The 22,338-nt window shown below is 34.7% G+C and carries 17 protein-coding genes; all 17 read right to left on the bottom strand.

Annotation, left to right across the window (positions count from 1 at the left end; translation table 11 throughout):
* Nucleotides 1–150: 150 nt before the first annotated feature.
* The 17 genes from CCUN_RS01960 to CCUN_RS01880 all read right to left on the bottom strand — a co-directional run bounded on the left by CCUN_RS01960 (nucleotide 151) and on the right by CCUN_RS01880 (nucleotide 22,336).
* A complete protein-coding gene (locus CCUN_RS01960; RefSeq protein ID WP_027305583.1) occupies nucleotides 151–642 on the bottom strand; it encodes a TlpA family protein disulfide reductase in 492 nt (163 codons plus the stop codon).
* Entirely contained in the window at nucleotides 603–1,082 is a 480-nt protein-coding gene (locus tag CCUN_RS01955; RefSeq protein WP_027305582.1) for a TlpA family protein disulfide reductase, read from the bottom strand. The genes CCUN_RS01960 and CCUN_RS01955 overlap by 40 nt, the downstream gene beginning before the upstream one ends.
* Nucleotides 1,079–1,726, bottom strand: a complete 648-nt coding sequence (locus CCUN_RS01950) for an ABC transporter ATP-binding protein (protein ID WP_035175752.1) — start codon at nucleotides 1,724–1,726, stop codon at nucleotides 1,079–1,081. Before CCUN_RS01950 ends, CCUN_RS01955 begins: the two co-directional genes overlap by 4 nt.
* A complete protein-coding gene (locus tag CCUN_RS01945) occupies nucleotides 1,726–2,841 on the bottom strand; it encodes an ABC transporter permease (RefSeq protein WP_027305580.1) in 1,116 nt (371 codons plus the stop codon). Before CCUN_RS01945 ends, CCUN_RS01950 begins: the two co-directional genes overlap by 1 nt.
* Nucleotides 2,831–4,099, bottom strand: a complete 1,269-nt coding sequence (locus CCUN_RS01940; RefSeq protein WP_027305579.1) for an ABC transporter permease — start codon at nucleotides 4,097–4,099, stop codon at nucleotides 2,831–2,833. Before CCUN_RS01940 ends, CCUN_RS01945 begins: the two co-directional genes overlap by 11 nt.
* Nucleotides 4,089–5,489, bottom strand: a complete 1,401-nt coding sequence (locus CCUN_RS01935; protein WP_027305578.1) for a Fe-S-containing protein — start codon at nucleotides 5,487–5,489, stop codon at nucleotides 4,089–4,091. The genes CCUN_RS01940 and CCUN_RS01935 overlap by 11 nt, the downstream gene beginning before the upstream one ends.
* A 36-nt stretch (nucleotides 5,490–5,525) precedes the next feature.
* Complete coding sequence (locus CCUN_RS01930; RefSeq protein WP_027305577.1) at nucleotides 5,526–6,062, bottom strand: iron transporter; 537 nt, start codon at nucleotides 6,060–6,062, stop codon at nucleotides 5,526–5,528.
* Complete coding sequence (locus CCUN_RS01925; protein ID WP_027305576.1) at nucleotides 6,056–8,116, bottom strand: FTR1 family iron permease; 2,061 nt, start codon at nucleotides 8,114–8,116, stop codon at nucleotides 6,056–6,058. Before CCUN_RS01925 ends, CCUN_RS01930 begins: the two co-directional genes overlap by 7 nt.
* 1,033 nt (nucleotides 8,117–9,149) lie before the next feature.
* The gene (flgE, locus tag CCUN_RS01920) at nucleotides 9,150–11,690 is read right to left on the bottom strand and encodes a flagellar hook protein FlgE (RefSeq protein WP_027305575.1); all 2,541 of its coding nucleotides are present in this window, start codon (nucleotides 11,688–11,690) and stop codon (nucleotides 9,150–9,152) included.
* A 516-nt stretch (nucleotides 11,691–12,206) separates the two neighbouring features.
* On the bottom strand, nucleotides 12,207–12,803 hold the full coding sequence (locus CCUN_RS01915; RefSeq protein WP_027305574.1) for an NUDIX hydrolase: 597 nt from the start codon (nucleotides 12,801–12,803) through the stop codon (nucleotides 12,207–12,209).
* A 75-nt stretch (nucleotides 12,804–12,878) separates the two neighbouring features.
* Nucleotides 12,879–14,675 (bottom strand): menaquinone biosynthesis decarboxylase, encoded by a 1,797-nt coding sequence (locus tag CCUN_RS01910; RefSeq protein ID WP_027305573.1) that lies wholly within the window; start codon nucleotides 14,673–14,675, stop codon nucleotides 12,879–12,881.
* A 9-nt stretch (nucleotides 14,676–14,684) separates the two neighbouring features.
* The gene (gene hemC / locus CCUN_RS01905) at nucleotides 14,685–15,611 is read right to left on the bottom strand and encodes a hydroxymethylbilane synthase (RefSeq protein ID WP_027305572.1); all 927 of its coding nucleotides are present in this window, start codon (nucleotides 15,609–15,611) and stop codon (nucleotides 14,685–14,687) included.
* A gap of 1 nt (nucleotide 15,612) precedes the next feature.
* Nucleotides 15,613–18,084 carry a DNA methyltransferase gene (locus CCUN_RS01900; protein ID WP_051521697.1) on the bottom strand — a complete coding sequence of 824 codons (2,472 nt, stop codon included), beginning with the start codon at nucleotides 18,082–18,084 and terminating at the stop codon, nucleotides 15,613–15,615.
* Nucleotides 18,081–18,449 carry an FxsA family protein gene (locus tag CCUN_RS01895; protein WP_027305571.1) on the bottom strand — a complete coding sequence of 123 codons (369 nt, stop codon included), beginning with the start codon at nucleotides 18,447–18,449 and terminating at the stop codon, nucleotides 18,081–18,083. The genes CCUN_RS01900 and CCUN_RS01895 overlap by 4 nt, the downstream gene beginning before the upstream one ends.
* Complete coding sequence (locus CCUN_RS01890; RefSeq protein WP_088245170.1) at nucleotides 18,446–20,152, bottom strand: proline--tRNA ligase; 1,707 nt, start codon at nucleotides 20,150–20,152, stop codon at nucleotides 18,446–18,448. The genes CCUN_RS01895 and CCUN_RS01890 overlap by 4 nt, the downstream gene beginning before the upstream one ends.
* On the bottom strand, nucleotides 20,136–21,443 hold the full coding sequence (gene hemA, locus CCUN_RS01885) for a glutamyl-tRNA reductase (protein ID WP_027305569.1): 1,308 nt from the start codon (nucleotides 21,441–21,443) through the stop codon (nucleotides 20,136–20,138). The genes CCUN_RS01890 and hemA overlap by 17 nt, the downstream gene beginning before the upstream one ends.
* Nucleotides 21,443–22,336: a polyprenyl synthetase family protein gene (locus CCUN_RS01880; protein WP_027305568.1), complete on the bottom strand. Its 894-nt coding sequence runs from the start codon at nucleotides 22,334–22,336 to the stop codon at nucleotides 21,443–21,445. Before CCUN_RS01880 ends, hemA begins: the two co-directional genes overlap by 1 nt.
* Nucleotides 22,337–22,338: the final 2 nt, after the last annotated feature.

Below are 22,338 nucleotides of genomic sequence, written 5' to 3'. Positions count from 1 at the left end.
AATTTAAGTTTTAAAAATATATTTTAAATTGTTTAATTTTTAAGAAGAAAGATTTATTTTTTTTAAATCAAAATTAGAATTATATTTTAGCAATTTGCACATTTAAAAAACGAGACTTTTTACTAAAACATATTTAAGATTAAAAGCAAATTAAGATTTTATCTTTTTTATCGTGTTTTCTAAGATTCCATAAGGGGTTAAACCTATGAATTTTTGCTCCATTTTTCCTTGATTAAAAAAGCTTAGCACAGGCACACCATAAACGCCTCCCACAGCAAGAGAGAGAAAATTGACCGCCTTTTTTTCATAAAATACTTTTAAATCCAAATTTTTTTCAAAACTCCATTCTTTTGCATCATTAAAATCCTTTGCATCGCCTAAAACAACAAAAAAATCAAAATCATAATGATTGATTAATTTTTTCAAAACAGAAATTTGCTCCTTGCAAACTCCGCAATCTTTGGTAAAAAAAACGAGAGCAAATGAATTTTTTTGATGATTGAGTTTTAATTCTTTTTCAAAACCATTGTAAGAAAAATTATAAATTTCATCTGTATTTAAGGCTTTAAAATTTTCTCCACTCCCACAAGCACAAAATAAAATCAAAGCAAAGGCATAAATTTGGATTCTAAATGTTCCCATGATTTTTCCCCTAGAATTCTATCTTTGATTTCATTGTTTTTTATGATAATCGTTGTCGGAGTTGCAAAAATACCATATTTTTGAGAGGTCATAGCAAGTTCATCTTTTAAAACCTTGATATTTTTAAATTCAAATTGCTCACTTAAAACCTTAATCACTTCAGCATTATCCACAGAATTTATAGCATAAACAGCGATTTTTTTAGGGTGTTTCTCAATAAATTCATCAAGCATAGGCAATTCTTTCAAACAAGAAGCACAACCATTTTGAAAGAAAACCAGAATTTTAAGTTCTTCTTTGCTATCACTAAGTTTGACACTCTTTCCTTCTAAATCTTTGGCTAAAATTTCACTCGCTTGTGAGCCTATTTTTCCCTTATCTTCACTAATTGTGCAAGCATTTAACATTAAAAATATGAAAAAAAATAAGATTGTTTTCATTCAAGCACTCCATGGTGAAGTTTGATGCATCTATCGGCATTTTTAGCGAGTTCGGGATTGTGCGTGATTAAAATAATAGTTTTACCTTCATTTTTAAGCTTTTTAAGGAGTTCAAGCACAATCTTCTCATTAGCCTCGTCTAAATTTCCTGTCGGTTCATCTGCAAGTAAAAGTTCGGGATTGTTAATCAAAGCCCTTGCTATGCAAACTCTTTGCTGCTCTCCTCCGCTTAATTGATTTGGAGTGTGATGGAAACGATGAGCCAAACCCACTTTTTCAAGCGTCATTTTTGCATCATTTTCATCGATACTCGAATGATAATACTGCGAAAGCATCACATTTTCTAAGGCACTTAAATGCGGAATGAGATGAAATTGCTGAAAAATCAAGCCTATTTTTTCGCGTCTGATTTTAACCTTTTCTTCCTCGCTCATTTGTTCTAAATTTTGAGAATTAAGAATATATGCACCGCTTGTAGGCGTATCCATAAGAGAGAGTATGTTTAAAAGCGTGGATTTTCCACTCCCTGAAGGTCCCATTATCGCAAGCCATTCTCCTTCATAAACACTTAGATTGATGTCATTTAAGGCTTTAACCTTACCAAATTCTTTATTTAAATTTTTAATCTTTATAAGTTCTTTCATCACTCACCCTTTAAATTTTCACAAACATTGATTTTTAATGCTTTTTTAAGAGGAAAAAACGCTGCAAAAGCTGCAAAAATCAAAGAAATAATCACAGATAAAACCACAGCCTTCAATCTAAAATCAATACCAGAATTAAAAATCAAAAATCCAAAAACATTTGCCAATAAAATTCCGCAAAATGCACCCAAAATACAAGACATCAAACTCACTACAAAACATTCGCTGGCAAAAAGTTTAAAAATTTCATTCTCTTTTGCACCCAAAGCCAAACGCAAAGCCACTTCTTTTTTTCTTGATAAAATAATGGAGCTTAGTGTTGTATTCACGCTTGTTGTAACGATAATAAGAACAATGAGTATGATTAAAAACATTAAAGCTTTGATTTTATCAAGAACCATAGCTTCGCTTAAACTTACCGATGAAATAGGCTTTGCACTGATATAATCATCGCTTAAAGCTTGTGTTTTAGCACGGATACTTTCAAAATCCCCATAAAGCACAGCATTTGCGTAATGAATTCCATTGATATGACTTAAATCTTGCAAAATTTTTAAAGGCACTAAGAGCAAAGAATCAAACTCATCATTGCTTATAAGTATAGCTTTTATCGTAAGTTTAGTAGTTTTTGAGGTGTTAGGATTGTAAATTTGGATTTGTGAGCCCACTTTAGCTTCAAGAGTTTTAGCTAAATTAACGCCAATAAAAGCAGAATCATCTTTAAAATCATTTAAAGAAAAACTTCCCTCTTTGAGTTCTAAAAAGGGTTTAGTGATTTTCAAAGCCCTAAAATCCGTGCCAAGCACCACTGCACTTGTGCTTCCTAAATTTAAAAAATCATACAAATAAGGAGTGATAGCCCTAGCCTTTAGTTTTTCTTTAAATTCTGCAAATTTTTCATTAGAAATCATATTTTCATTTTTAGGACTGATGAGGACATTTGCTCCATAAGCCTTGAGTTCGTGAGAAAGCTTTATATCAATATCAAAATAAATATTTAAAAACGCACTGCTGATTAAAGCTCCAATAAATACAGATAAAGCAATAATAAAAAGCCTTTGACGCGAGTAAATAAGGCTTTTAAAAATATCCTTTAAAAAAAACTTATCTGCCATAAAGCACCTGTGCTGGAGATAAATTTGAGATATTAAGGATTTGCAATAAACAACCTAAAATCGCTATTAATGCTGCAAAAATAAGGCTTAAAGGCAAGATAATATAAGCAATATCGATGAAATAACCAAAAATATTTAAAGCAATCAATTGAGAAATTAAAATTCCAAAAACAAAGCCAAATATAGAAGATATTAAAGCCACGATAAGATTTTCACTTGCAAAAAGTAAATAAATTTGAAAAGTGTTTGCTCCTAAAACTTTCAAAAGCCCGATTTCTTTTTTGCGTCTATGGAGTTCAGAGCTCATCAAACTTGAAATTGCAATGCTTGCAACGACAATGCAAATAAGACTTGTAATTCCCATTAAAGACTGAATTTTTTTCACAATCAAATTTTGAGCATCATTAATCGCATTTAAAACCTTAGCACTTGAACCTTTAAGTTCTTCTTCAATTTGATAAGCAATGCTTCCTGCATAAGCTGTGCAATACCAAGTGTCAAATTCAAGCTGATTAAGAGAGCTTGAATCGCGTCTTGCCTTTTGAGCCAAATCATTTTCAGGTATGGTTAAAGCCGAAACTTCAGCTCTTGAATAAAGCCCTTTTTTATCGAACAAAACTCCTGCTAGAGCCAAAGAAGTGATGATTTTATTTGACATTTTATCCGCTTGAGATAAAATTCCTACAATTTGCACCTTTTTATTTCCAAGTTCTAAAAAATCCCCCTCTTTTAAGCCATTATTTTTAGCAAAATCCTCGCCAACCATGACCTCATCAAGACTATCATCTTTAGCCCATCTTCCACTCAATTTTAAAAAAGGATAAAGATTTTTAATGCCGGTTTTAAAATCATCCTCATCACTCAATGCAATCAATTTATCAAAATAAGTCCCCACAACTAAGGCTTCTTTTGTTTGATTAAAAGTGATTTTGCCCTCCAAAAAAGGGGCAAAAGCTGTGATATTATTACGCCAAAAGATTTCTTTGATGATATGCAAATCCTTTTCCTCTAAATAATTTTTATCCTTTAAAGGTTCATAAATTTCATTACCTATTTCAATGCTTAGACTTGAACCCTTCGGTAAAACTAAGATATTTGAGCCATAATTTCTTAAATCTTTTGTGATTTCATTGCCTATGCTTAAAGTAATATTAAGCATAGTGCAGATGAGTAAGGTCGCTAAAAAGCAGGTTAAAAAAGCAAGAAATTTTTGAATTTTATTTTTAAAAATTGAATTTTTAATCATTCTAATGAGCATCGTTACGCCTTTGTATCATAAAATGAGCCTGTTTGTCTTCATCTGTGTATTTCTCCGGGTCTGTTTTAAATTCCTCGTAATTTTTTTCAGTCGCAAAATAATAAATAATCCCTTTATAACTATAAGAAAAAGGGGCTTTAAGATTGATGAGTTTTTCTTTTGAAACCGGGTCTGTTACTTCAATTTCTTTAATTTGATTAAAATAATTTGAACCCGCCTCGACATCTTTTAAAGCGATGATGATTTTTTGTCCATCAAATTTAAATTCGAGAGGTATGGGATTGCAACCTCCTAATTTTCCTACACTTGGTAAAAAAATTCTCACATTGCAAGAAATACAAATGAGTTCTCCATCTTTTTTGATATAGCCCATATCTCCACAAATCATACACGCATCAAATACAGCCACAGGAGAATCCCTATCCTCTCTTTTATTTAATATAAAAAATCTTATCACCTTACCTTGTTTGCTCACATAAGCATAGCGGTGGAGTTTATTGTCTCTAAATTGACTCATATCAAAGACAAAAAGCCCTTCATCATTAGGCATAATTTCTGTCGGTTCGTCTATTTTAAGAGGTTTAGAGCTAATAAGATGAAAATACGAAAGCACACTTAAAGAAAGTAAAACACAAAAAAGCACAGCAGAAAAATAGCGATAAATAAAGGCATTATAAGCGATATTTTTACGAAAATCAATGTCTAAAAATTCTTTTTTTTGAATGTTTTTCACACGCATTTTAAGACTTAAAAAAGCTAAAATTGCAATAAAAACAAGATACAAATAAACATTATAAGCACTAAAATATAAGCTTTTTGCTACAAAGCTTAAAAGAAAATCATAAGTAGAGATAAAATTTTCTCTCATCAAGGTTAAAAGTATTTGAGCTAAAATTTTATCCGATTCTAAAAATACGACAAGTACAAGCAATATAAAACTTGCTAAAGAATTTTTTTGCAACCTTAAAAAAAAGAAAATTAAGATACAAATTCCTAGAGCAAGAAAGATAAAACCCAAAGAAATCAAAGCTTGACTATCGAGTAAAGAAGCACTAAAAATAGGAAAATCTTGCGAGAGAAAATCATATTGTAAAGCGACACAAAAACTTAGTATAAAGCTAAAAATCAAGGAGAGAATTTCAAATTTTTGCCAAAAATAAAAAACAAAACACAAGAATAAACAAAATACAAAGATAAAATTGATATTAAAAATTAAATTTTGCGTTTGCAGAAAAGATGCCGCGATAAAAAAAGCAAAATAAGCAAATAAAAAGCCCAAAAATATCGCTAAAAATTGTTTAAAAATATGTTTAAACTTTTTAGAAGTTAAGCTTATCATCACGCTTAAAGGCAAAGCACAACTAAAAAAATGCACAAAATACAAACTCATTGTTTTCCTAAAAACTCGGCAAAAAGCCGAGTGAAATTATTTTGGAGTGCCGGTGTATTTGAATTTATAATCCACCTTAAAAGGTTCAAACCATTTTCCAACCCCTGTTTCTTCATCAACATGGCGTCCAAAACCTTGTTTTTCGGGATTTGAAATATAATAAGTCAGTTCATAATTTCCAACACCAAATCCGCCATTTTTATCTTTTTCCATAGCAACATTTGCCCCATAATGAGGACCATCATCAGCGACCATAGGCATTAAAGTTCCTCTTTTAATAGCCCCTGTATCTGTATTTTTAAGCTCATAAGCTATCGTAAGATAAGGAATCCAAAAGCCTTCGGGAAAGCCATTTGGATTGTTTTTAACAGCATGAATGTCTGCTTCTAAGTGAATGTCTGCTAAAGAAGCCGCTAAATCAATACCTCTAGGCTCCATTTCAATCGGTTGCAAATAAACTGCTGCAATCTCCATGCCATTAAGCTCTTTTGGGTCGCCAATCGGTACTTCACCCGCAAATGCACTCGTCGCAAGAATGACACTCGCACTCACCATTGATAAAAATTTTACCATATTTTCTCCTTTTTTGAAAGTTGTTTTGTTATCAATATGCCAGAAACCAGCAAGATTAAAACCAAAATTTGAGGGATAAGGGTTTGATAATAAGGATAAATCCCAAGCCATAAAATCGGCTCAAATTCTACGCTTAAAAAGCTCGGGGTGATGATTTTTCCTTCTATAAGCTCTGCAAAACCCTTGCCCGTAAAGACAAAAACCATATAAAAGATAATATAAGAAGTGATAAAGAAAAATTGCTTGATAGGAAGTCTTATAGCTCCGGCTTTTAAAAGATAATAAAGCACAATCAAAGCTAAAAGTCCAAGCGCAAGTCCTATAAAAACTGCACTATAATCCGCACTTGTTTTAGAATCAAAAAGTAAAGCTTGATAGAAAAGCACAGTTTCAGCCCCCTCTCTATAAACAGCTAAAAAAGTCGTAAGCCAAAGGGCTTTTGCGGAATTGCTAGAAATGGCTTTTAAGGTTTCATTTTTGATGAGATTTTCCCATTTTTTGTTTAAAGCATTTGACAAAAGCCAAAAACCGACATAAAATAGCAAACACACAGCAATTAGCATTGTAATACCCTCTATGAGTTCTCTGCTTTGCCCAGAATTTTCTTTAAACAGCCAAGCGACAGCAAAAGCAGTGATAAAGCTTAAAACAACCCCACTCAAAAGAGCTGAATATACGATATTAAGCCGATTTTTATTGCCACTTTGCACAAGATAAGACACGATAGCAACGATGATGATTAAAGCTTCTAAACCCTCTCTTAAAATGATGCCTAAAGCCCAAATGAAAAGCGAATAAGGCGAAGAATCTACAATCTTATCCACACTAGAATCAATCAAAGCATTGAGTTCTTTAAAACACAGCTGAAGTTCTGTTTTATCAGCACTTGCTTTAATGAGTGCAACGCCTTTAGAAAATAAGGCTTCAATTTTAAGTTTTAAATTGCTATCCACTGCACCGATTTTGCTTTCCATTCCACTCGCTTCAAAAATATCCAAATACACATTTTGCAAATCATCGATAATCGAAGCACTAAAGCCCTCATAATTTTGTAAAATTTCATTCAAAGCAAGTTCAATATCTTTTGAAACCTTAGAATAATCCTTGCCCACGTTTTCATCTTTAAAGCCTTTGATTTTCAGTGCATTAAGCTCCTCTTTTGGAATTTGCAAAAAGCTATCAAAAAGTTGCTCTTCTATGTGGTCTAAATTTTCTCTTAGTGTTTTCTCGCTCATATTTTCATCATTGATTTGTCTTATAAGATTTCTTATGCCTTGCTGAATTTTTTGGTCATTTCCTGCGGTGGTGAATTGATTGACAAGTACTTCGATTTTTGTGTTACGATAATCCTCAAATAAAGCATTTTGCAAGAATTTCTTACTCTCTTCTTTTTGTCCGCTTTTAAAAGCACTTGCCGCTTCTGAAAATTTTGTGCTGATATTATCTAAGATAAATTGAAGTCTTGCATCCATTGCCGCAGCAGCTTGTAAGTCATTATCAACCGCATTTGCATTTGAGTTTTCATTCAAATTTTGATTTGAATTTTTATTTGTTTGAGCTAATTCATCGGGGCTCACTCCCATCATTTGAGCAATCAGCTCTTCAGCCTGTGCCTCTCTTTTTTTGTTTTCCTCTATGGAGGATAAAGCAGCTTTTTCTTTATCATAATTTAAATCACTCGCTTGCGCACTCAAACGAAAACCCTTTTGCAAGATAGGAGCAACCTCGTTTAAATCATAAATCAAACTATCCACAAGGGCATTGACTTGTTCAAGAGGAGAATGCTCTTTATACATTCTTCTTAAATTTGTGAATTTGCGTTCCATTGTGATGGCTTTGCGTCCTATATTTCTGCCTATTGCACCTTCCATATTTTCAAAGCGTTGAAAATAAGCGTCTTCGCTCATCTTTTTTGCCCCAGCCGAATCACCCTTTTTATAGAGTTCAACACTTTGTTTCAACATCTCTTTAATGGCTTGTGCTTCAGCAATAAAATCATCAACTCTTGCGAAAGAAAAACTTAAAAAAAATAGAATCAAATATAAAATTTTCATTGTTTCAACCTAAAAATTAATAAAATTAAAAAAATGATATTTATTATTAATTTTTTTGCAAGTATAATCTCATTAAACTTAATTTCAAGTAAAATTTACTTTAAAATTTAATTAAACACCTTTCTTTTTCAACCAAGATAAAATTTTATTCTGTAGAAGTATTTTTCATAATGACAAGATAAAAATCATTGTTCATTTTTATTTTTAAGAGTATTTCTTGCTTTTGAAAATAATTCTTAAATTTTAAGCTTAATTTTCATTTGAAAAATGCGTTTTAAAAGAATATTTTCATTGAGTTTTGACCCCAAAGGAGCGAAAAAGTTTATCAAATGACCCGCTTAAAAAAAATGCGAAATTTTGCGAAATTTTTTCGCAATGATTTTTTAAACAATAAATTTTTTTAAAAAAAGGCTCATTTTTATTGAGTAAATTTTTGCCTTTTTTAAACAAATCAGTTTCAAAAATGCAACTCACTCCAAAAAAGAGTGAGTTAGCAATAAATGAAGGCAGTCAAGCCTAAGCCTAGTATTGCAAAACTACTAAGTAGGCTTGCAAAGCAAGGCTTTTTTAAATTCAAAGCTTTTAAATGAACCCTTTTTAAAGGCTTTAAAACAAAGTTTGAATTTAAAATACTTTTAAGTTTTAAATTCAAACCTAACACAAAACAAATTTTTACAAAACAAAGTTTTACACAACCATGCCTTGCAATCTAACTTCACAAAATTCGCATTTTCGAAGTTAAAACTCATCAAAACAAAGTTTTTAAAGCATTAAATCCCCTAAATTCAAAGCTTTAAACAAAAAACTCAAAGCAAAAAGCTTCAAATTCGAAAGTTCTTTAAAAGCTCTTTCAACTCAAAGTCCTAAACCAAATTTAGTTAAAGCTTCAAACAAAATTGATTGCAATTTCAATGGCAATCAACACTCAATTCAAAAACCAAAACTCAATTTAAATTCAAAAACTCAATTCAAAAAACCAAATTCGCAAAAGCCCTAAGCTTAAAAGCAAAGGGCTTAAGGACACACTTAAGGGTTATTGTTTAAGCTGTATTAAGGTGTTTAAAAGCTGATCACTTGTTGAAATGGTCTTGGAATTGGCTTGATAACCCCTTTGTATGATAATGAGTTCGGTTAAAGCACGGCTTAAGTCTGTATTTGACATTTCAAGGGCTGAAGTTTTCATCTCTCCCCTTCCGCCTGTTCCAGCCTCTCCAACGACAATTGCTCCCGAATTCGCAGTAATCTTAAACAAATTTCCGCCGATTTCTTCAAGACCAGAATTATTTGAAACACTCGCCATTGCGATTTTTGCCACAGCAAAGGTGAGTCCGTTTGTGAATTCACCTAAGATATTTCCCTTTTCATCCACTCTTAGGGCATCAGGTTTGAGATTGCCCGAAGTGTAGCCGTCTGTGGCTTGTCCAGTCAGAGTTGAAGCAGAGTTTGAGCTCACGATTCCGTCATTGCTTCCGCTTGTTCCAAAAGAAAGCTTAATGAGCTGATTTGGTGCGGCTCCATTGTTTGGTGAGAAATTAACCGTTCTTGGAGAATAAGACGCCAAAGAGCCATCATTATTGAATCTCGCACTTCCCACAACGATATTTGTCGGTCCCTCTCCCGTTGTGTTAATCTCCGCAGGTTCAGGCACACGAATAATCATCTGCCATTCATTTCCCCCGTCTCTTGTGGTGGTTTGTTTGACAAATTGCACTTCTAAGGTGTGGCGTCCCCCTAAAGAATCATAGACCAAAAGCCCCGCAGAAAAGGCTGAAAGCTTAAGCACTTCACTCTCTTTAATCTGACTTCCCGCAGGTTGTGGTCCATCAAAGGCTTTAAAAATTTGAGTGAAAAGGTCATTTGTGCTCACTGTGCCTTGCTCATCCGTATAAGAAGTGATATTAAAGCTCATATTTTTCGCATTCACAGGCGTAGGAGCGTTTGCAGCTTGTTGAATCCCTGCAGGCAAATTTGAAATTTCATTCGCATTAGAGATAGCATAACTCCCACTTGCATTCACCACAACCTTAACCGCTTCATTCACATCATCAAGTGCAAAGTCTCCGCTTCCATCATAATCAACCCCATATCTTGCATCTCTTTGGAAAAGCTCTCTTAAATCCTCTGTGGTTCTAAAAACTCTTGCATTAGTATTGAGCAAACCTCCATTCATAGCGTCCCAGTAAGCTGCACCTTCAGGGTCATTCGCTGGGTCAGGGCGTTGATAGTTACCTGCACCCCCATTTGGAGTGAATGTCTTTCCACTATCAGGATTATACATCACTCCTATATCGGTAGGCGTTGAGGTGTAGATGTATTTATGCGCTGTGATGATTTCTACATTCATCGCTCCATCTATCCAAGAAGTTGCACCCGCTGCTGGATTTGGGTTAGGTGTAACGGACGCGGTGAAAGAACTCGTCGCTGCGCCCCAAGTCATATCTCTTGCTTCTCCTGCGGTATTGCCTGCATTGACATTCAATCGTATGTTTTTCATATTGTCTGTTGTGCCATCGGCATTGTCATTGACAAATTCTATCCCCGCACCATTTGCCTTAGCCACAGCCTTAACTCCTGTGCCCGCTCTTGTATCGGTTGGAGCGGTGAAGGTGTTGATATAAGCGATAGCATCTTGTATGCTTCTTATGCTGTCATTTTGAATACGCACTCCATTGAGCGTAATATCAAGCGTGGTGGCTGTATCGGCACTTCCCCAAAAAATAACACCATTTTGAGTGGCTTGATTGTTTGGGTCAAAGGCGGCGGTGTCATTTGGATTTGTAGAATACTTCGCATCTGTATAAGAAACCCAAATGCCTTGTCCCTCTCTAAGATTGAGCCCTGTTCCGCTTGAGTTAAACAAAGAAGCCGCATCGACACCTTTTTCTGTCACTTCTATAGAATTGTTTGAAGTGGTGTAGAATTGAGTGATTCCGGTATCGTTTTCATCTCTATCCTGCAAGGTTTTTGAGTTGTATCCATGCACGGAGTCAAGGGCGTAGAGATTGCGGCTTGATGTGCCGATATTAAGACCGCTATTAAGATTAGCTTTGATAGAGACTTCGGTGGATTTTTGTGCAGGGATGTGCATACCCGGGTCAATAAAAATATTTCCCGGAATACGCGAACTATCGATGGTCTGGTCAGCCCAGTTGATATTCCAGCCTTGCACGATAAAACCTGTATTATTCACAAAATTTCCATACGCATCAAGTTTAAAATCCCCGTTTCTTGTGAGATAATTTGTGAGTCCTCCATCATCTGAAACCATAAAAAAACCATCACCATTAATCGCAACGTCGGTGTTTTTATCTGTGGTTTGCACAGAGCCTTGAGAATGGATGCGAGTGGTCGAGCTTACAGACGCACCAAGTCCGATTTGTAAGGGGTTTTGCCCTCCTCTGCCGTCTGTTGGAACGGTGGCAATCTTTACGGTTTGAGAAAACATAGTGCCAAAATCTGCACGAGAATATTTAAATCCGTTGGTATTGACATTTGCAATGTTGTTACCCTCAACGTCCATTGCAATTTGATGTGTTTGAAGTCCGGAAACTCCAGACCAAAGTGATCTCATCATTGTGAATCCTTTAAAAATATTGTTTGCAAAAATACAAGCAATAAGTGTTCCAAGTTTAAGAATAAAATCCTTTTTTTTATAGAAAATTAAAGCGATGAATTTGAGTTTTTACTTTTTTGGAATTTTGGTTCTTTTGAGTTGTTTTGAGGTTTTGGTTTTTTTGGCGGAGTGAATTTGTGAGCGGAGTGAATTTTTAGGGCGGGGATTTTAAAGCGAGATGAATTTGCGAATGGGATGAGTTGCGGGGTGTTTTAAATTTGGCTTTGGGGCTTGATATAAATTTGCGTTTTTGGCTGGAGGGCTTTGCTTGTGTTTTATTTGGGGGTTGTTGTTTTAATGGGATTTGTTAAGGAATTTTAAGTGTATGATTTGCGTTAAAAGCTTTGCTTTGGTTGTTGTTTTAATAGGATTTGAAAATTTCAACGAAATTTTAAAGTGAAGTGAGGGTTTGAAAAAAGATTGATTTTGTGAATTGATACGTCTTGTTGTGCGGTTTAAAGAGCATTTAAATGCACTTCAAGCAAGACCAAAATTTTGAGCCTTTTCTTTCATAAACCATAAATATGCGAAATTCAGCAAGGGCGTATGAATGGTTTTTGAAAAGAATGTTTCGCATTCTTTGACTTTGACAAAAATGGTTTCAATCTGCTCTCCGTCAATCCCGCCTCCAAGTCCTATTTTATCGCTTTCATCAAGAGAAGCAAAATAAAAACTTTGGCGACTCACGCCCGAACCAAAACCTGTATAAAAATCGCCGATTTTTTCTAAAAATTTTGGTTTATAGCCTATTTCTTCCATACATTCTTCTTTGGCTATTTCTTCAAGGCTTAAATTCTTATCCACCAAACCCGAACAAAGTTCAATGCTATAGCCCATATTTTCATCTTTTTTATAGCTTTTATCCTTACTTTGATGATACCAAAGAGGAATTCTAAACTGACGCACAAAAATAAAACTTTCAAAATCTTTGTGATACAAAAGCACAGAAACGCTGTCTTTAACCTCGATAAAATCCCAAAAATAGGTCTTTTCTCTGCTTTCATAGCTGAATCTCTTAGGTTTTATATAAAGCGAAGTCTCAAAATTCTCTTCTTTTAAATTCTTAAAACCCATTTTTAAACCTCTTTTCGCAAAAAATTTCTTAACTTTCTCGTTTAAGAATATAGCAAAATTTTATTTTTACAAAGTTTAAAAAATTTCAAATTTTTTAAAAAGCTTGGTGTCATTTTTTAAAATTTTACGTGAAATCAAATCTTCAATGACTTTTTTAGAGCAATCTGTCTGCTTAGGCCAGATTCGTGTATAATCTTCCAAAGCACCCTTAGCACTCGCATCAATGCCCACAACCTCTTCTTCGATAAAAATATCTCTTAGAGCGTCGATATTATTAACCACACGCCAAACGAGCATGTAAGGATTTGCGAGTTTGTTATCAGAATCCAAAAATACAATGATTCTAAAATGTTTTTTAAATTTCAAAAGTCTTTTAAAAAGACGCTTAAGTCTTTCTTTTTTCTTAACCAAAACGCAAACGATAGGATTTTGAGTCTGTGTGTAAAATTGCTTTAAATCCACGATTTGCTCTTCATTAAAAAGCCTTTTAAGGTCTTTATCTTTTAAAAGCTCTAGCTTGTCCGCTTTGAAATCACGCGTTGCGTCAAGCCCGGCTTTTCCTCCAAAACACGCATGGGGCGAGGAGTGGTCAAGCTGGTCGCAAATTCCCTCGCTGATGAGTAAATTTTTCGTGCTGAAGCGATTTAAAATATATTTTATCAAAGCATCATAATCCTCTAAATCTGGTGCATTTTCATCAACAAAAATCGCGTGTTTGACAAAACTCATTTGTCCTATTCCCCAAAAGGCGTGCATGAGCTGTTTTGCGTGTGCGGGATAATTTGTGCGGATTTTTGCTAAAATGAGATTATGAAAAACTCCATTTTCTGGCATTTTATAATCAATCAAATCGCAAATCGTGCTTTGCAAAAGAGGCAAGAAAATCCTCTCTGTGCCTAGTGCCATAAATTTATCTTCTAAAGGCGGTTTTCCTACGACTGTGGCTTGATAGATTGCATTTTCTTTTACAGAAATTTTTTCAATCTTCATCACAGGAAAAGGCTCTTTTGGCGTATAAAAACCCGTATGGTCTCCAAAAGGACCTTCGATTTTAAATTCATCTAAATTGACATAACCTTCAAGGACTATATCGCTATCAAAAGGCACGAAAATTCCATTTTCGCAAGGGGTGAGCTTTGCCGGAGTTTTTTTAATGAATCCATAGAGCAAAAGTTCAAAAATTCCCTTTGGAAGAGGAGCTTGTGCACACCAAATATAAAGCGGGTCGCCTCCTATAGCAATGCTTACAGGCATTTGCTTTAATCCTGCTTTTTTGTATTCTTTGTAAAAATTCGCTCCGTCTTTGTGAATTTGCCAATGCATTAAAAGTTCATTTTTACCGCTGACTTGAAGGCGATACATTCCTAGATTGTTTTGCGTTTTATCCGGACTTTGAGTATAAACCTGCCCCATAGTGATGAATTTACCCCCATCATACTCCCAAGTTTTAAGGATAGGAAGTTCATCAAGAGAGTGAAGAGTTTGAAAATCATATTTGCGGTATTTTGCATGGATTCTTTTAGGGGGGACATTTTTAAGCGTGAGAAGTTTCATAAAAAAATCCACTTTAGCCTTAAAATTTGTAGGGATATGGAGTTTTAAAAGTTTAGAAATTTCAGCACTGACTTCTTTATAATCTCTACCAAAAGCTAAATTTAGGGCTTTTTCATTGCAAAAGGTATTCATTAATACCTTAAATTGATAATTTTTATGTTCTTTTTTGCTTACAGCATTTGTAAAAAGCAAAGCCTTTCCCTGCTCCTTTTTAGCTTCTATATAAGCTAAATGAGGAATTTCAAGCTCCACATCTAAGGGTTCTTCTATGATTTTAAGCAAATCATTTTCTTTTAAAAGTTCGATAAAATTTTGCATTTTCTTCTTTCAAATCATCTTTTCAGCTCTTTTAAGCAAATCTTTTGCACCTTTTTCTATAAAAATTTTTGCAAGTTTTTCTCCATAATCCTCAAATTCATTCTTTTTAATCTTTGATTTTTCTTTGATAAACTCGCTTCCATCAGGTAGTCCTAACACCGCACGGACAAAAATAAAATCATCCTTAAGTTCAGCATTGATTCCTATAGGCACTTGACAACCGCCCTCTAAAGTTTTGATAAAATCCCTTTCGATTTTCGTTTCTATATAAGCATTTTTATCTTGAAGACATTCTAATAAATCCAGAATTTCTTTTTTATCAAGACTTTCTATACCTAAAGCCCCTTGTGCTGCTGCGGGGATGAGTTCGTCTTTTGAAAAAGTGTATAAAAATTTCACTGCTTTATCCAAACCAAGCCTTTTAATCCCCGCTTGTGCTAAAATGATAGCGTCAAATTCGCCTTTTTTAAGCTTTTCTATGCGAGAATTAACATTTCCTCTTAAAGAAATGATGTTTAAATCACTCCTTAGGGTTAAAAGTTGCATCTTGCGTCTTAAGCTTGTAGTGCCGATTTTTGCACCTTTTGGAAGGGCTTGTAAATTTTCGTAATTTTGACTAAGCATTGCGTCATTGCTTTGTTCTCTTTTGCTTATAGCGGCAAGTTTTAAACCTTTGGGAAAGAAACTTGGCACATCTTTAAGGCTATGCACAGCTAAATGGGCTTCTCCTCTTAACATGCTCTCTTCAAGTTCTTTTGTAAAAAGCCCCTTACCACCGATTTTTGCTAAGGGAGTGTCTAAAATCACATCGCCTTTGGTCTTAAAACCCTCCAAACGCACTTTGATGTGATGAGTTTTTTCAAGAAAATCAGCTATAAATTCACTCTGCCAAAGGGCTAATTGACTTTTTCTTGTTGCGATAATTAATTCTTTCATTTTAAAAATCCTCAAATAAACTTGGTTCTTTATCTCTTTTATTTTTAAGCCGGTATTCGCCCGTTTTTTTATCCACAATGACGGCGATTTTATCTAAAATATTTCTAATGTCATCATTGCTTGGAGAGACTCCATTGCTAAGCTTTGGAATCACTTCAAGGCAAATGTCATCAAAAAGTGCAGGACGTCCCTCCTTTTTGCAACGATTGCAATATGAAGTGATGAAATAATGTGCTCTCACTTCTAGCGGAATGCTCATGTGTTTGTGCGGGTCAAATTCACCGATGTGGTATTTTTTGGTTTTTTCATCAAAATCAAGTCTTTGCTCCACAAAGGGCATAATTTGGCTAAAATTCTCGCTCAATTCGTCTAAAAACCCCTCATCCATCGCCTTTATCATTATCGCATCATGAATTTCATCAAAAGTCGCCCCATCATTTTTAATGATCTCATCTCTTGCACATTCTATGATAATGTCAAAATTATCGCCCAAGTCTTGTTTCGCCCTTGTTTTTGGATTATCCACCTTTTTAAAATACATAATCAATTGTCCGCTTAAAACGGAAAAGGAATATTGACGCTTTTTAAAGCTCGTTTGTCCATTGCTCTGTCTTATGCTTTGAACATATTCAAAGCCCACTTCTTCGGCGGAATTTTTAATGATTTGCCATAATTTTGGATCTTGATGTTGAAACACAAAGGCAAGCCAACGATTGAATTTCAAAACCCTATACATTTCTTTCAAACTTGCTTTCATTAAATCATAATACTCCTCGCGTGTTTTTTCCAAGCTTCCCTTTTCTATGCATTCTTTCTCTCTAACCTCCTTGCTAACAGGCAAATCAAGCCACGCATTCCACATGGTGCTAAGATCTAAATAGGGAATCTTCGCCCCATAGGGTGGATCTGTGTAGATGAAGTCTATGCTCTCCTTTTCTATCTCTTTAAGCTTTGTCGCATCGGCTTGGAAGATCTTTTCTCCATTTGTCTTATCAAGCAAGGAGTCAATTTTGCTTAAATCTTCATCCAAACGTGCTTTTAGAAGTTGGTGTTTGAAGTCTTTAATCACTCTTGTAGTGGGGTGAAAATAGGTACTATAGAACACGGGAGAATTTTCAAGCTCTCTTTTACCTTTGAGGACACGTTGAATCTTAGCTCTAAAGGTTTTTGCTGTATCTAAAAAATCTGGTTTTGGTGCGATTCTGTAGCGATAATATCTCGTTATAGCGGAAGCGGGACCGCCCCTGTCTGTATTGTGATATGTGAGATTAATGAGAGTGATTGTATTATAAAACGCCAACATTAAAGAATAACGTAGATTTCTTTTGGTGATTCTAAGCTCTTTGTTTCCGCTTGGTGTGGTGTGCTTGAAAATGAGTTTGCGTAAAAGGGCGAGTTCAGCAAGTTGCAAAGGAGTGAAAAGCCCTAAAACACTATCCACATCACTGCCCTTTGGCAAGAGTTCATCTTGTGGAATCCATAGGCTTGCATCCTGCTCTTTTTGTGAGGCAGTCTCTCCAAATTCCTCGCTTAGAGTATTAGGATAGTATTTTGCACTCTTTAGCAAAGACTTTGCCTCTTTTTCGTTTTGAGGTTTGAGACTTTCAAATTCTGCTAAAATCTCCTCGCTTAAATCATAGAGCACACCACAATCCACTTTCGCACTTAAGGCTTTAACCATAAAGATTGAGAGGGGATTGAGATCGGTGTGGATTCCTATTCTGCCATTCATCATGGCTTCAATCGCACTCACTCCACTTCCTCCAAAGGGATCAAGCACGACATCGCCCTCATCGGTGAAATTCTTAATGTTTTGCGTGACAATATCCCAACTTTGGCGCGTAAAATACGCTGTGCAACCAAAATACCTTGCCTTTGCTTGTTTTTGAGGCTTTAAAATCGCTTGAGGTAAAGGACGCTCTAAATACCAAGAATCAGGCTTTTTAACGCGTTGAACCTTTGAGTGAATGTCTTGCCTTAAAGAATGAGGAGGAGTGCTTAGGTATTGTTTAAGCAATGCTTCTTGTCCATCTTCTACAGACATAAAATCAAGCTCTAACAAAACTTCTTGCCCTAAAATGCTAAAAAGATTGAATTTTAAGCCATTACAAAGGGCGAAATAATGGGCATTGAAATTTGTCGCATAACTCAAGGCTTGTTTGAAGGCTTCACTCCCTTTTTCTATATTTATCTTAGCAGCCTTTGCATCAAGGATACAATGAAGCTTAGAATCCACATAGAGCGTGTAGTCTGGAATCAATCTTGTTTTAATGTTCTTGTTGCTGCCGATTCTAATGTCCGCTTCTCTTTCCTCTGAAAGTTTCATTTCAAGCTTTTTGGGATTCTTATCGTCTTTTAACACAAAGCCGATTTTATCTAAAAGGGGATCGATGATGAATTTTCTCACAGAATCCTCTTTGAAATTGCTCACAAAATCTGCGTTTTTAAATTGTGTGAAATCAAAAGTGATCATTTTGTATCCTCGATAATCTCCACATCGATGATTTCTTCATTGTTTGCTTTTTGAGATTTTCTGGGTTTTGTTTTTAAAACGAGTCCAAAGATTAAAACCATAAGTCCAAAAATACTTGTCAAAATTCCGGGAAAAATCAACAAAAATCCCGCAATCACAAAGCTAAACTGCCTCAACATACTCTTAAAATCTCTCACTTGAAATTCCAGCATGTTATTCCAAAAAATCACCAAAAGCACCACGCCAAAAATCACGCTCATTAAGATAAAAATTAAAAAATTTCCTAGACCAAAAGCCATGATAAAAAGCACACTTGCAGCAATTTCAAGCAAAAATAAAGGCATTAAACTTAAGCTTTTACTCATAGCAAATCTTTAAGAAAATTTAAAGCTTCATCAGCATTGATGACACTTTTTTGCAAATTCTTTCGCTCAATGAATTCAAGTTCATTGTTTTCTAAACCTTTGCCAACGATGAGTGCATAAGGAAAACCCATAAGCTCAAAATCATTCATCTTAACGCCAAATCTCTCATCTCTATCATCAAGTAAAACTTCTATATTTTGTTTTTTAAGGTTCTCATAAAGAGCGTTTGCAAAATGTGCGGCTTTGCTGTCTTTAGGATTTGAAAGTATAATCTCAAGCACAAAAGGGGCTAAAGTTTTATTCCAAATGCAACCTTTTTCATCAAAACTTGCCTCCACAGCCACAGCCACCAAACGACTCACGCCCATACCATAACAACCCATATAAAAAGGCACACTTTTGCCATTTTCATCTAAAAAATTTGCATTCATTGCACGTGAATATTTTTGCCCGAGTTTAAAGATATGTCCGACCTCTATACCCTTGCTTCTTTTAAGCTTTCCACCGCATTTTATACAAGAATCATTTTCCTTAACTTCTATCAAATCTTTAAATCTTTCCGGGTTAAGATTCATCACATCAATGCCGATAAGATGATAATCTTTTTCATTGGCTCCCATAATCATTTGCTTTTCGTTTTCAAGCTCACAATCTATATAAAAATCGACATTTTTAAGCCCGATAAAACCTATAAACCCCGGCACAAGCGAAGCATCTAAAAGCTCATTTTCTTCTGCATTTATAAGCTCTAAAGCCCCGCAAGCATTTTGAGCCTTAGTATCGCAAAGCTCATCACAACCTCTTATGAAAAAAACAATCAATTTGCTTTCATTTTCATAAATGGCTTTTTTAACCACAGCCTTAATTGTATAAAATTCATCAATCTTAAAAAAATCCGCCAAAGCCTCTATGGTTTTTACATTTGGCGTATGAAATTTACTCGCATAATTTGCCTCTGGTCTTTGTTTATCACAAGTTTTTTTAGCCCTCTTAGCTGCCTCAACATTAGCCGCATAATCACAATTTTCACAAAGTAAAATATCATCTTCTCCATTCTTTGCTAAGACCATAAATTCTTTACTTCCACTTCCTCCTATCGCCCCGCTATCTGCTTCCACAGCTCTAAATTCAAGCCCCAAACGCTCTAAAATACGGCTATAAGTTTTATGCATTAAGTCAAATTCGCGTCCTAAATCCTCTTCATTAGAATGGAAGCTGTATCCGTCTTTCATCAAAAATTCGCGACATCGTAAAAGTCCAAATCGCGGTCTTAACTCGTCTCTAAATTTAAGCCCGAATTGATACAAATGCAAAGGAAGTTGCTTATAACTTGTGATTTTATTTTTCACCAAAGAGAGCATAGCTTCTTCGTGAGTGGGTCCTAAAACAAAATCATTATCCTTGCGGTCCTTAAATTTTAAAAGCTCCTTACCAAAGGCATTGTAGCGTCCGCTTTCCTGCCACAAAGCTGCTGAAGTAACAAAGCTTAATGCAACTTCTTGTGCTCCTGCGAAGTCCATTTCTTCTTTGATAATGGCTTGAATTTTGCTCAAAACTCTTTTTCCTAAGGGTAAAAAATTATAAAGTCCGCTTCCAAGCTGCTCTATAAAACCTCCACGTAATAAAAAAATATGGCTCGGTAAAGTCGCATCTTTTGGTGCTTCTTTTGTGCTTGGAGCGTAAAGCTTAGTAAATCTCATCATTATTCTCCATATTGAATTCGCATTTGTATTGATCTAAACCTTGCAAATCATTTTTTAAATCAAACACATAACGCATTGCATTGATAATCGTATCACTTTGAATTTTACCTTGTAAATGCTTTAAATGAATCGTAGGCTTGTGTAAAAATGCCTTGAAAACTTGATGGATAAGCTTTCGTGCCTCGTCTTCATCGGATTTTTTTAAATAGCCTTTTTTAAGGGCAAGTTCAAGCTGTTTGTCCGCACATTCTTTAGCTTGTAATCGTATAGCCTTGATAATCGGCATTAAAGCCAAATCATTTAAATATTTAAAAAATTCTGAAGTCATCTGACCCACTATACTATAAGCAATGCCCGCTTCGTGTTCTCTTAAGGCTAAATTTTTTCTTACAACTTCTTCTAAATCATCAACAGAAAACACTTTAATCTTGTCATTTTCATCCAAATCAATATCACGTGGCACAGCAATATCAAAAAAATATCTTTTAAAATTTACAACTTGAAGCAAAGAATTTGTGATAATGGCTGAATTTGCGTTCGTTGCAGAGAAAAAAAGCTCATAAGAATTTAAATATTTTTGCAAATTTTCAAGGCTGTCAAATTCACTAAAAACGCCTAATTTCTCACTTAAATTTTCAGCTTTTTTCAAATCGCGATTAAGGATAATCACCTTAGCCCCTGCGGCAATTAAATGCTTACAGGCTAACTCACTCATTTCTCCCGCACCGATGATTACAGCTTTTTTTTGACTCAAATCAAAAAGTTCCTTAGCCTTAGCCACAGCAACAGAAGCTACAGAGATAGGATTTTTAGAAATTTGCGTTTGTTTTCTCACTTCAGTGGCACATTTAAAAGCATAATGCACAGCTCGCGAAAGATTAAGGGCACAAAATTCATTTTTTAAAGCAAAACTAAAGGCATCTTTGAGCTGTCCAGAAATTTGCGTTTCTCCGACAACAAGACTATCCAAAGAGCTTGCAACTGAAAAAAGATGATGAATCGCTCCGCTGTTTTCAAACACATCTGCCTTTTGCGAAAGCAAATCTTTGCAAAGCTCACTAAACAAGGCTAAACAAGCGATGATATGGTTGTTTGCTTGTTCTAAATTCTTAACAAAACAAAAAATTTCAACGCGATTGCAAGTGCTAATGACGAGGCTTTCTAAAATACTCTCATGGGAATTAATCGTCTTTAAGAATTCTCTTTTTCTTAGCTCATCACTCATTGAAAGCTTTTCTCTTAAAGCAATATCGGTATTTTTATGCGTAAAACTGATACAAAAATAATTCATCAAAAATTCCTATCAAGCATGGCTTTAATGATTTCATTAAGCTTTGGATTTTCATAGTGTTTAATGGCTTCAAGAGCTAAATTTCCATATTTTTTGGCTTCGTTTGCAGCCTTTTGTAAAGCCTGATTTTGAGTCAATTTAAGTTTTAACCATTCTAATTCATCAATGTTTAAATCCTTTTTGAAAAGTTTTTTTAATTTTAATTGCTCCTCATCATTTAAGCTTTCATATAAATAAATATAAGCTAGAGTCACTTTACCCTCTTTAAAATCGTGCATTGCAGGTTTGCCTAAGGTGTGTTCATCGCCTCTAATATCCAAAATATCATCAATCATTTGAAAGGCAAGTCCTAAATTTTTGCCATATTCCTTAAAGGCTTCTTCATCAAATCCCGCTAAAATTGCCCCACACCTAGCACTTGCTTCGATTAAAACTGCTGTTTTATTATAAATCATCCTAAGATAGGTATTTTTATCCGCGTTAAAATCAAGGCTTAAATGAATGTCCATCAATTCGCCTATACTTAAATTCACAACCGCATTTGAAAGCACAGCAGCAATCTTAGAATCCATCAAAGAAAGCTCATAAAAAGCCTTAGAATACAAAATATCTCCAAGCATTAAAGCATTTTTTGCACCAAATTTTGCATTCACAGACTTTGCCCCTCTTCTTAACTCACTCTCATCGATAATATCATCGTGCAATAAACTCGCTAAATGTATCAGCTCAATCACAGCACAAAGCTTGTAAGAAAGCTCATTTTCTCCGGCTATACTCAAAAGTAATTTTGAGCGGAGTTTTTTACCTGAATTTGTATGTGAAAACATCTGCATAATCGGTTCATAATTTAATTCTTTTAAAAAACTTTCCATTAACTCATCAATGATTTGCACTC

Source organism: Campylobacter cuniculorum DSM 23162 = LMG 24588 (assembly GCF_002104335.1).
Lineage (GTDB): Bacteria > Campylobacterota > Campylobacteria > Campylobacterales > Campylobacteraceae > Campylobacter_D > Campylobacter_D cuniculorum.
The sequence above is the reverse complement of the archived record's forward strand: the minus strand, read 5'-3'. Positions and strand labels throughout refer to the sequence as shown.

What these genes read in the sequence shown, in the direction of transcription:
- CCUN_RS01900 (WP_051521697.1), bottom strand. Translation starts at nt 18,084, where the DNA reads ATGATCACTTTTGATTTCACACAATTTAAAAACGCAGATTTTGTGAGC.
- CCUN_RS01960 (WP_027305583.1), bottom strand. Translation starts at nt 642, where the DNA reads ATGGGAACATTTAGAATCCAAATTTATGCCTTTGCTTTGATTTTATTT.
- CCUN_RS01945 (WP_027305580.1), bottom strand. Translation starts at nt 2,841, where the DNA reads ATGGCAGATAAGTTTTTTTTAAAGGATATTTTTAAAAGCCTTATTTAC.
- CCUN_RS01935 (WP_027305578.1), bottom strand. Translation starts at nt 5,489, where the DNA reads ATGAGTTTGTATTTTGTGCATTTTTTTAGTTGTGCTTTGCCTTTAAGC.
- CCUN_RS01910 (WP_027305573.1), bottom strand. Translation starts at nt 14,675, where the DNA reads ATGCAAAATTTTATCGAACTTTTAAAAGAAAATGATTTGCTTAAAATC.
- hemC (WP_027305572.1), bottom strand. Translation starts at nt 15,611, where the DNA reads ATGAAAGAATTAATTATCGCAACAAGAAAAAGTCAATTAGCCCTTTGG.
- CCUN_RS01925 (WP_027305576.1), bottom strand. Translation starts at nt 8,116, where the DNA reads ATGAAAATTTTATATTTGATTCTATTTTTTTTAAGTTTTTCTTTCGCA.
- flgE (WP_027305575.1), bottom strand. Translation starts at nt 11,690, where the DNA reads ATGATGAGATCACTTTGGTCTGGAGTTTCCGGACTTCAAACACATCAA.
- CCUN_RS01950 (WP_035175752.1), bottom strand. Translation starts at nt 1,726, where the DNA reads ATGAAAGAACTTATAAAGATTAAAAATTTAAATAAAGAATTTGGTAAG.
- CCUN_RS01955 (WP_027305582.1), bottom strand. Translation starts at nt 1,082, where the DNA reads ATGAAAACAATCTTATTTTTTTTCATATTTTTAATGTTAAATGCTTGC.
- CCUN_RS01915 (WP_027305574.1), bottom strand. Translation starts at nt 12,803, where the DNA reads ATGGGTTTTAAGAATTTAAAAGAAGAGAATTTTGAGACTTCGCTTTAT.
- hemA (WP_027305569.1), bottom strand. Translation starts at nt 21,443, where the DNA reads ATGAATTATTTTTGTATCAGTTTTACGCATAAAAATACCGATATTGCT.
- CCUN_RS01895 (WP_027305571.1), bottom strand. Translation starts at nt 18,449, where the DNA reads ATGAGTAAAAGCTTAAGTTTAATGCCTTTATTTTTGCTTGAAATTGCT.
- CCUN_RS01930 (WP_027305577.1), bottom strand. Translation starts at nt 6,062, where the DNA reads ATGGTAAAATTTTTATCAATGGTGAGTGCGAGTGTCATTCTTGCGACG.
- CCUN_RS01940 (WP_027305579.1), bottom strand. Translation starts at nt 4,099, where the DNA reads ATGCTCATTAGAATGATTAAAAATTCAATTTTTAAAAATAAAATTCAA.
- CCUN_RS01890 (WP_088245170.1), bottom strand. Translation starts at nt 20,152, where the DNA reads ATGATGAGATTTACTAAGCTTTACGCTCCAAGCACAAAAGAAGCACCA.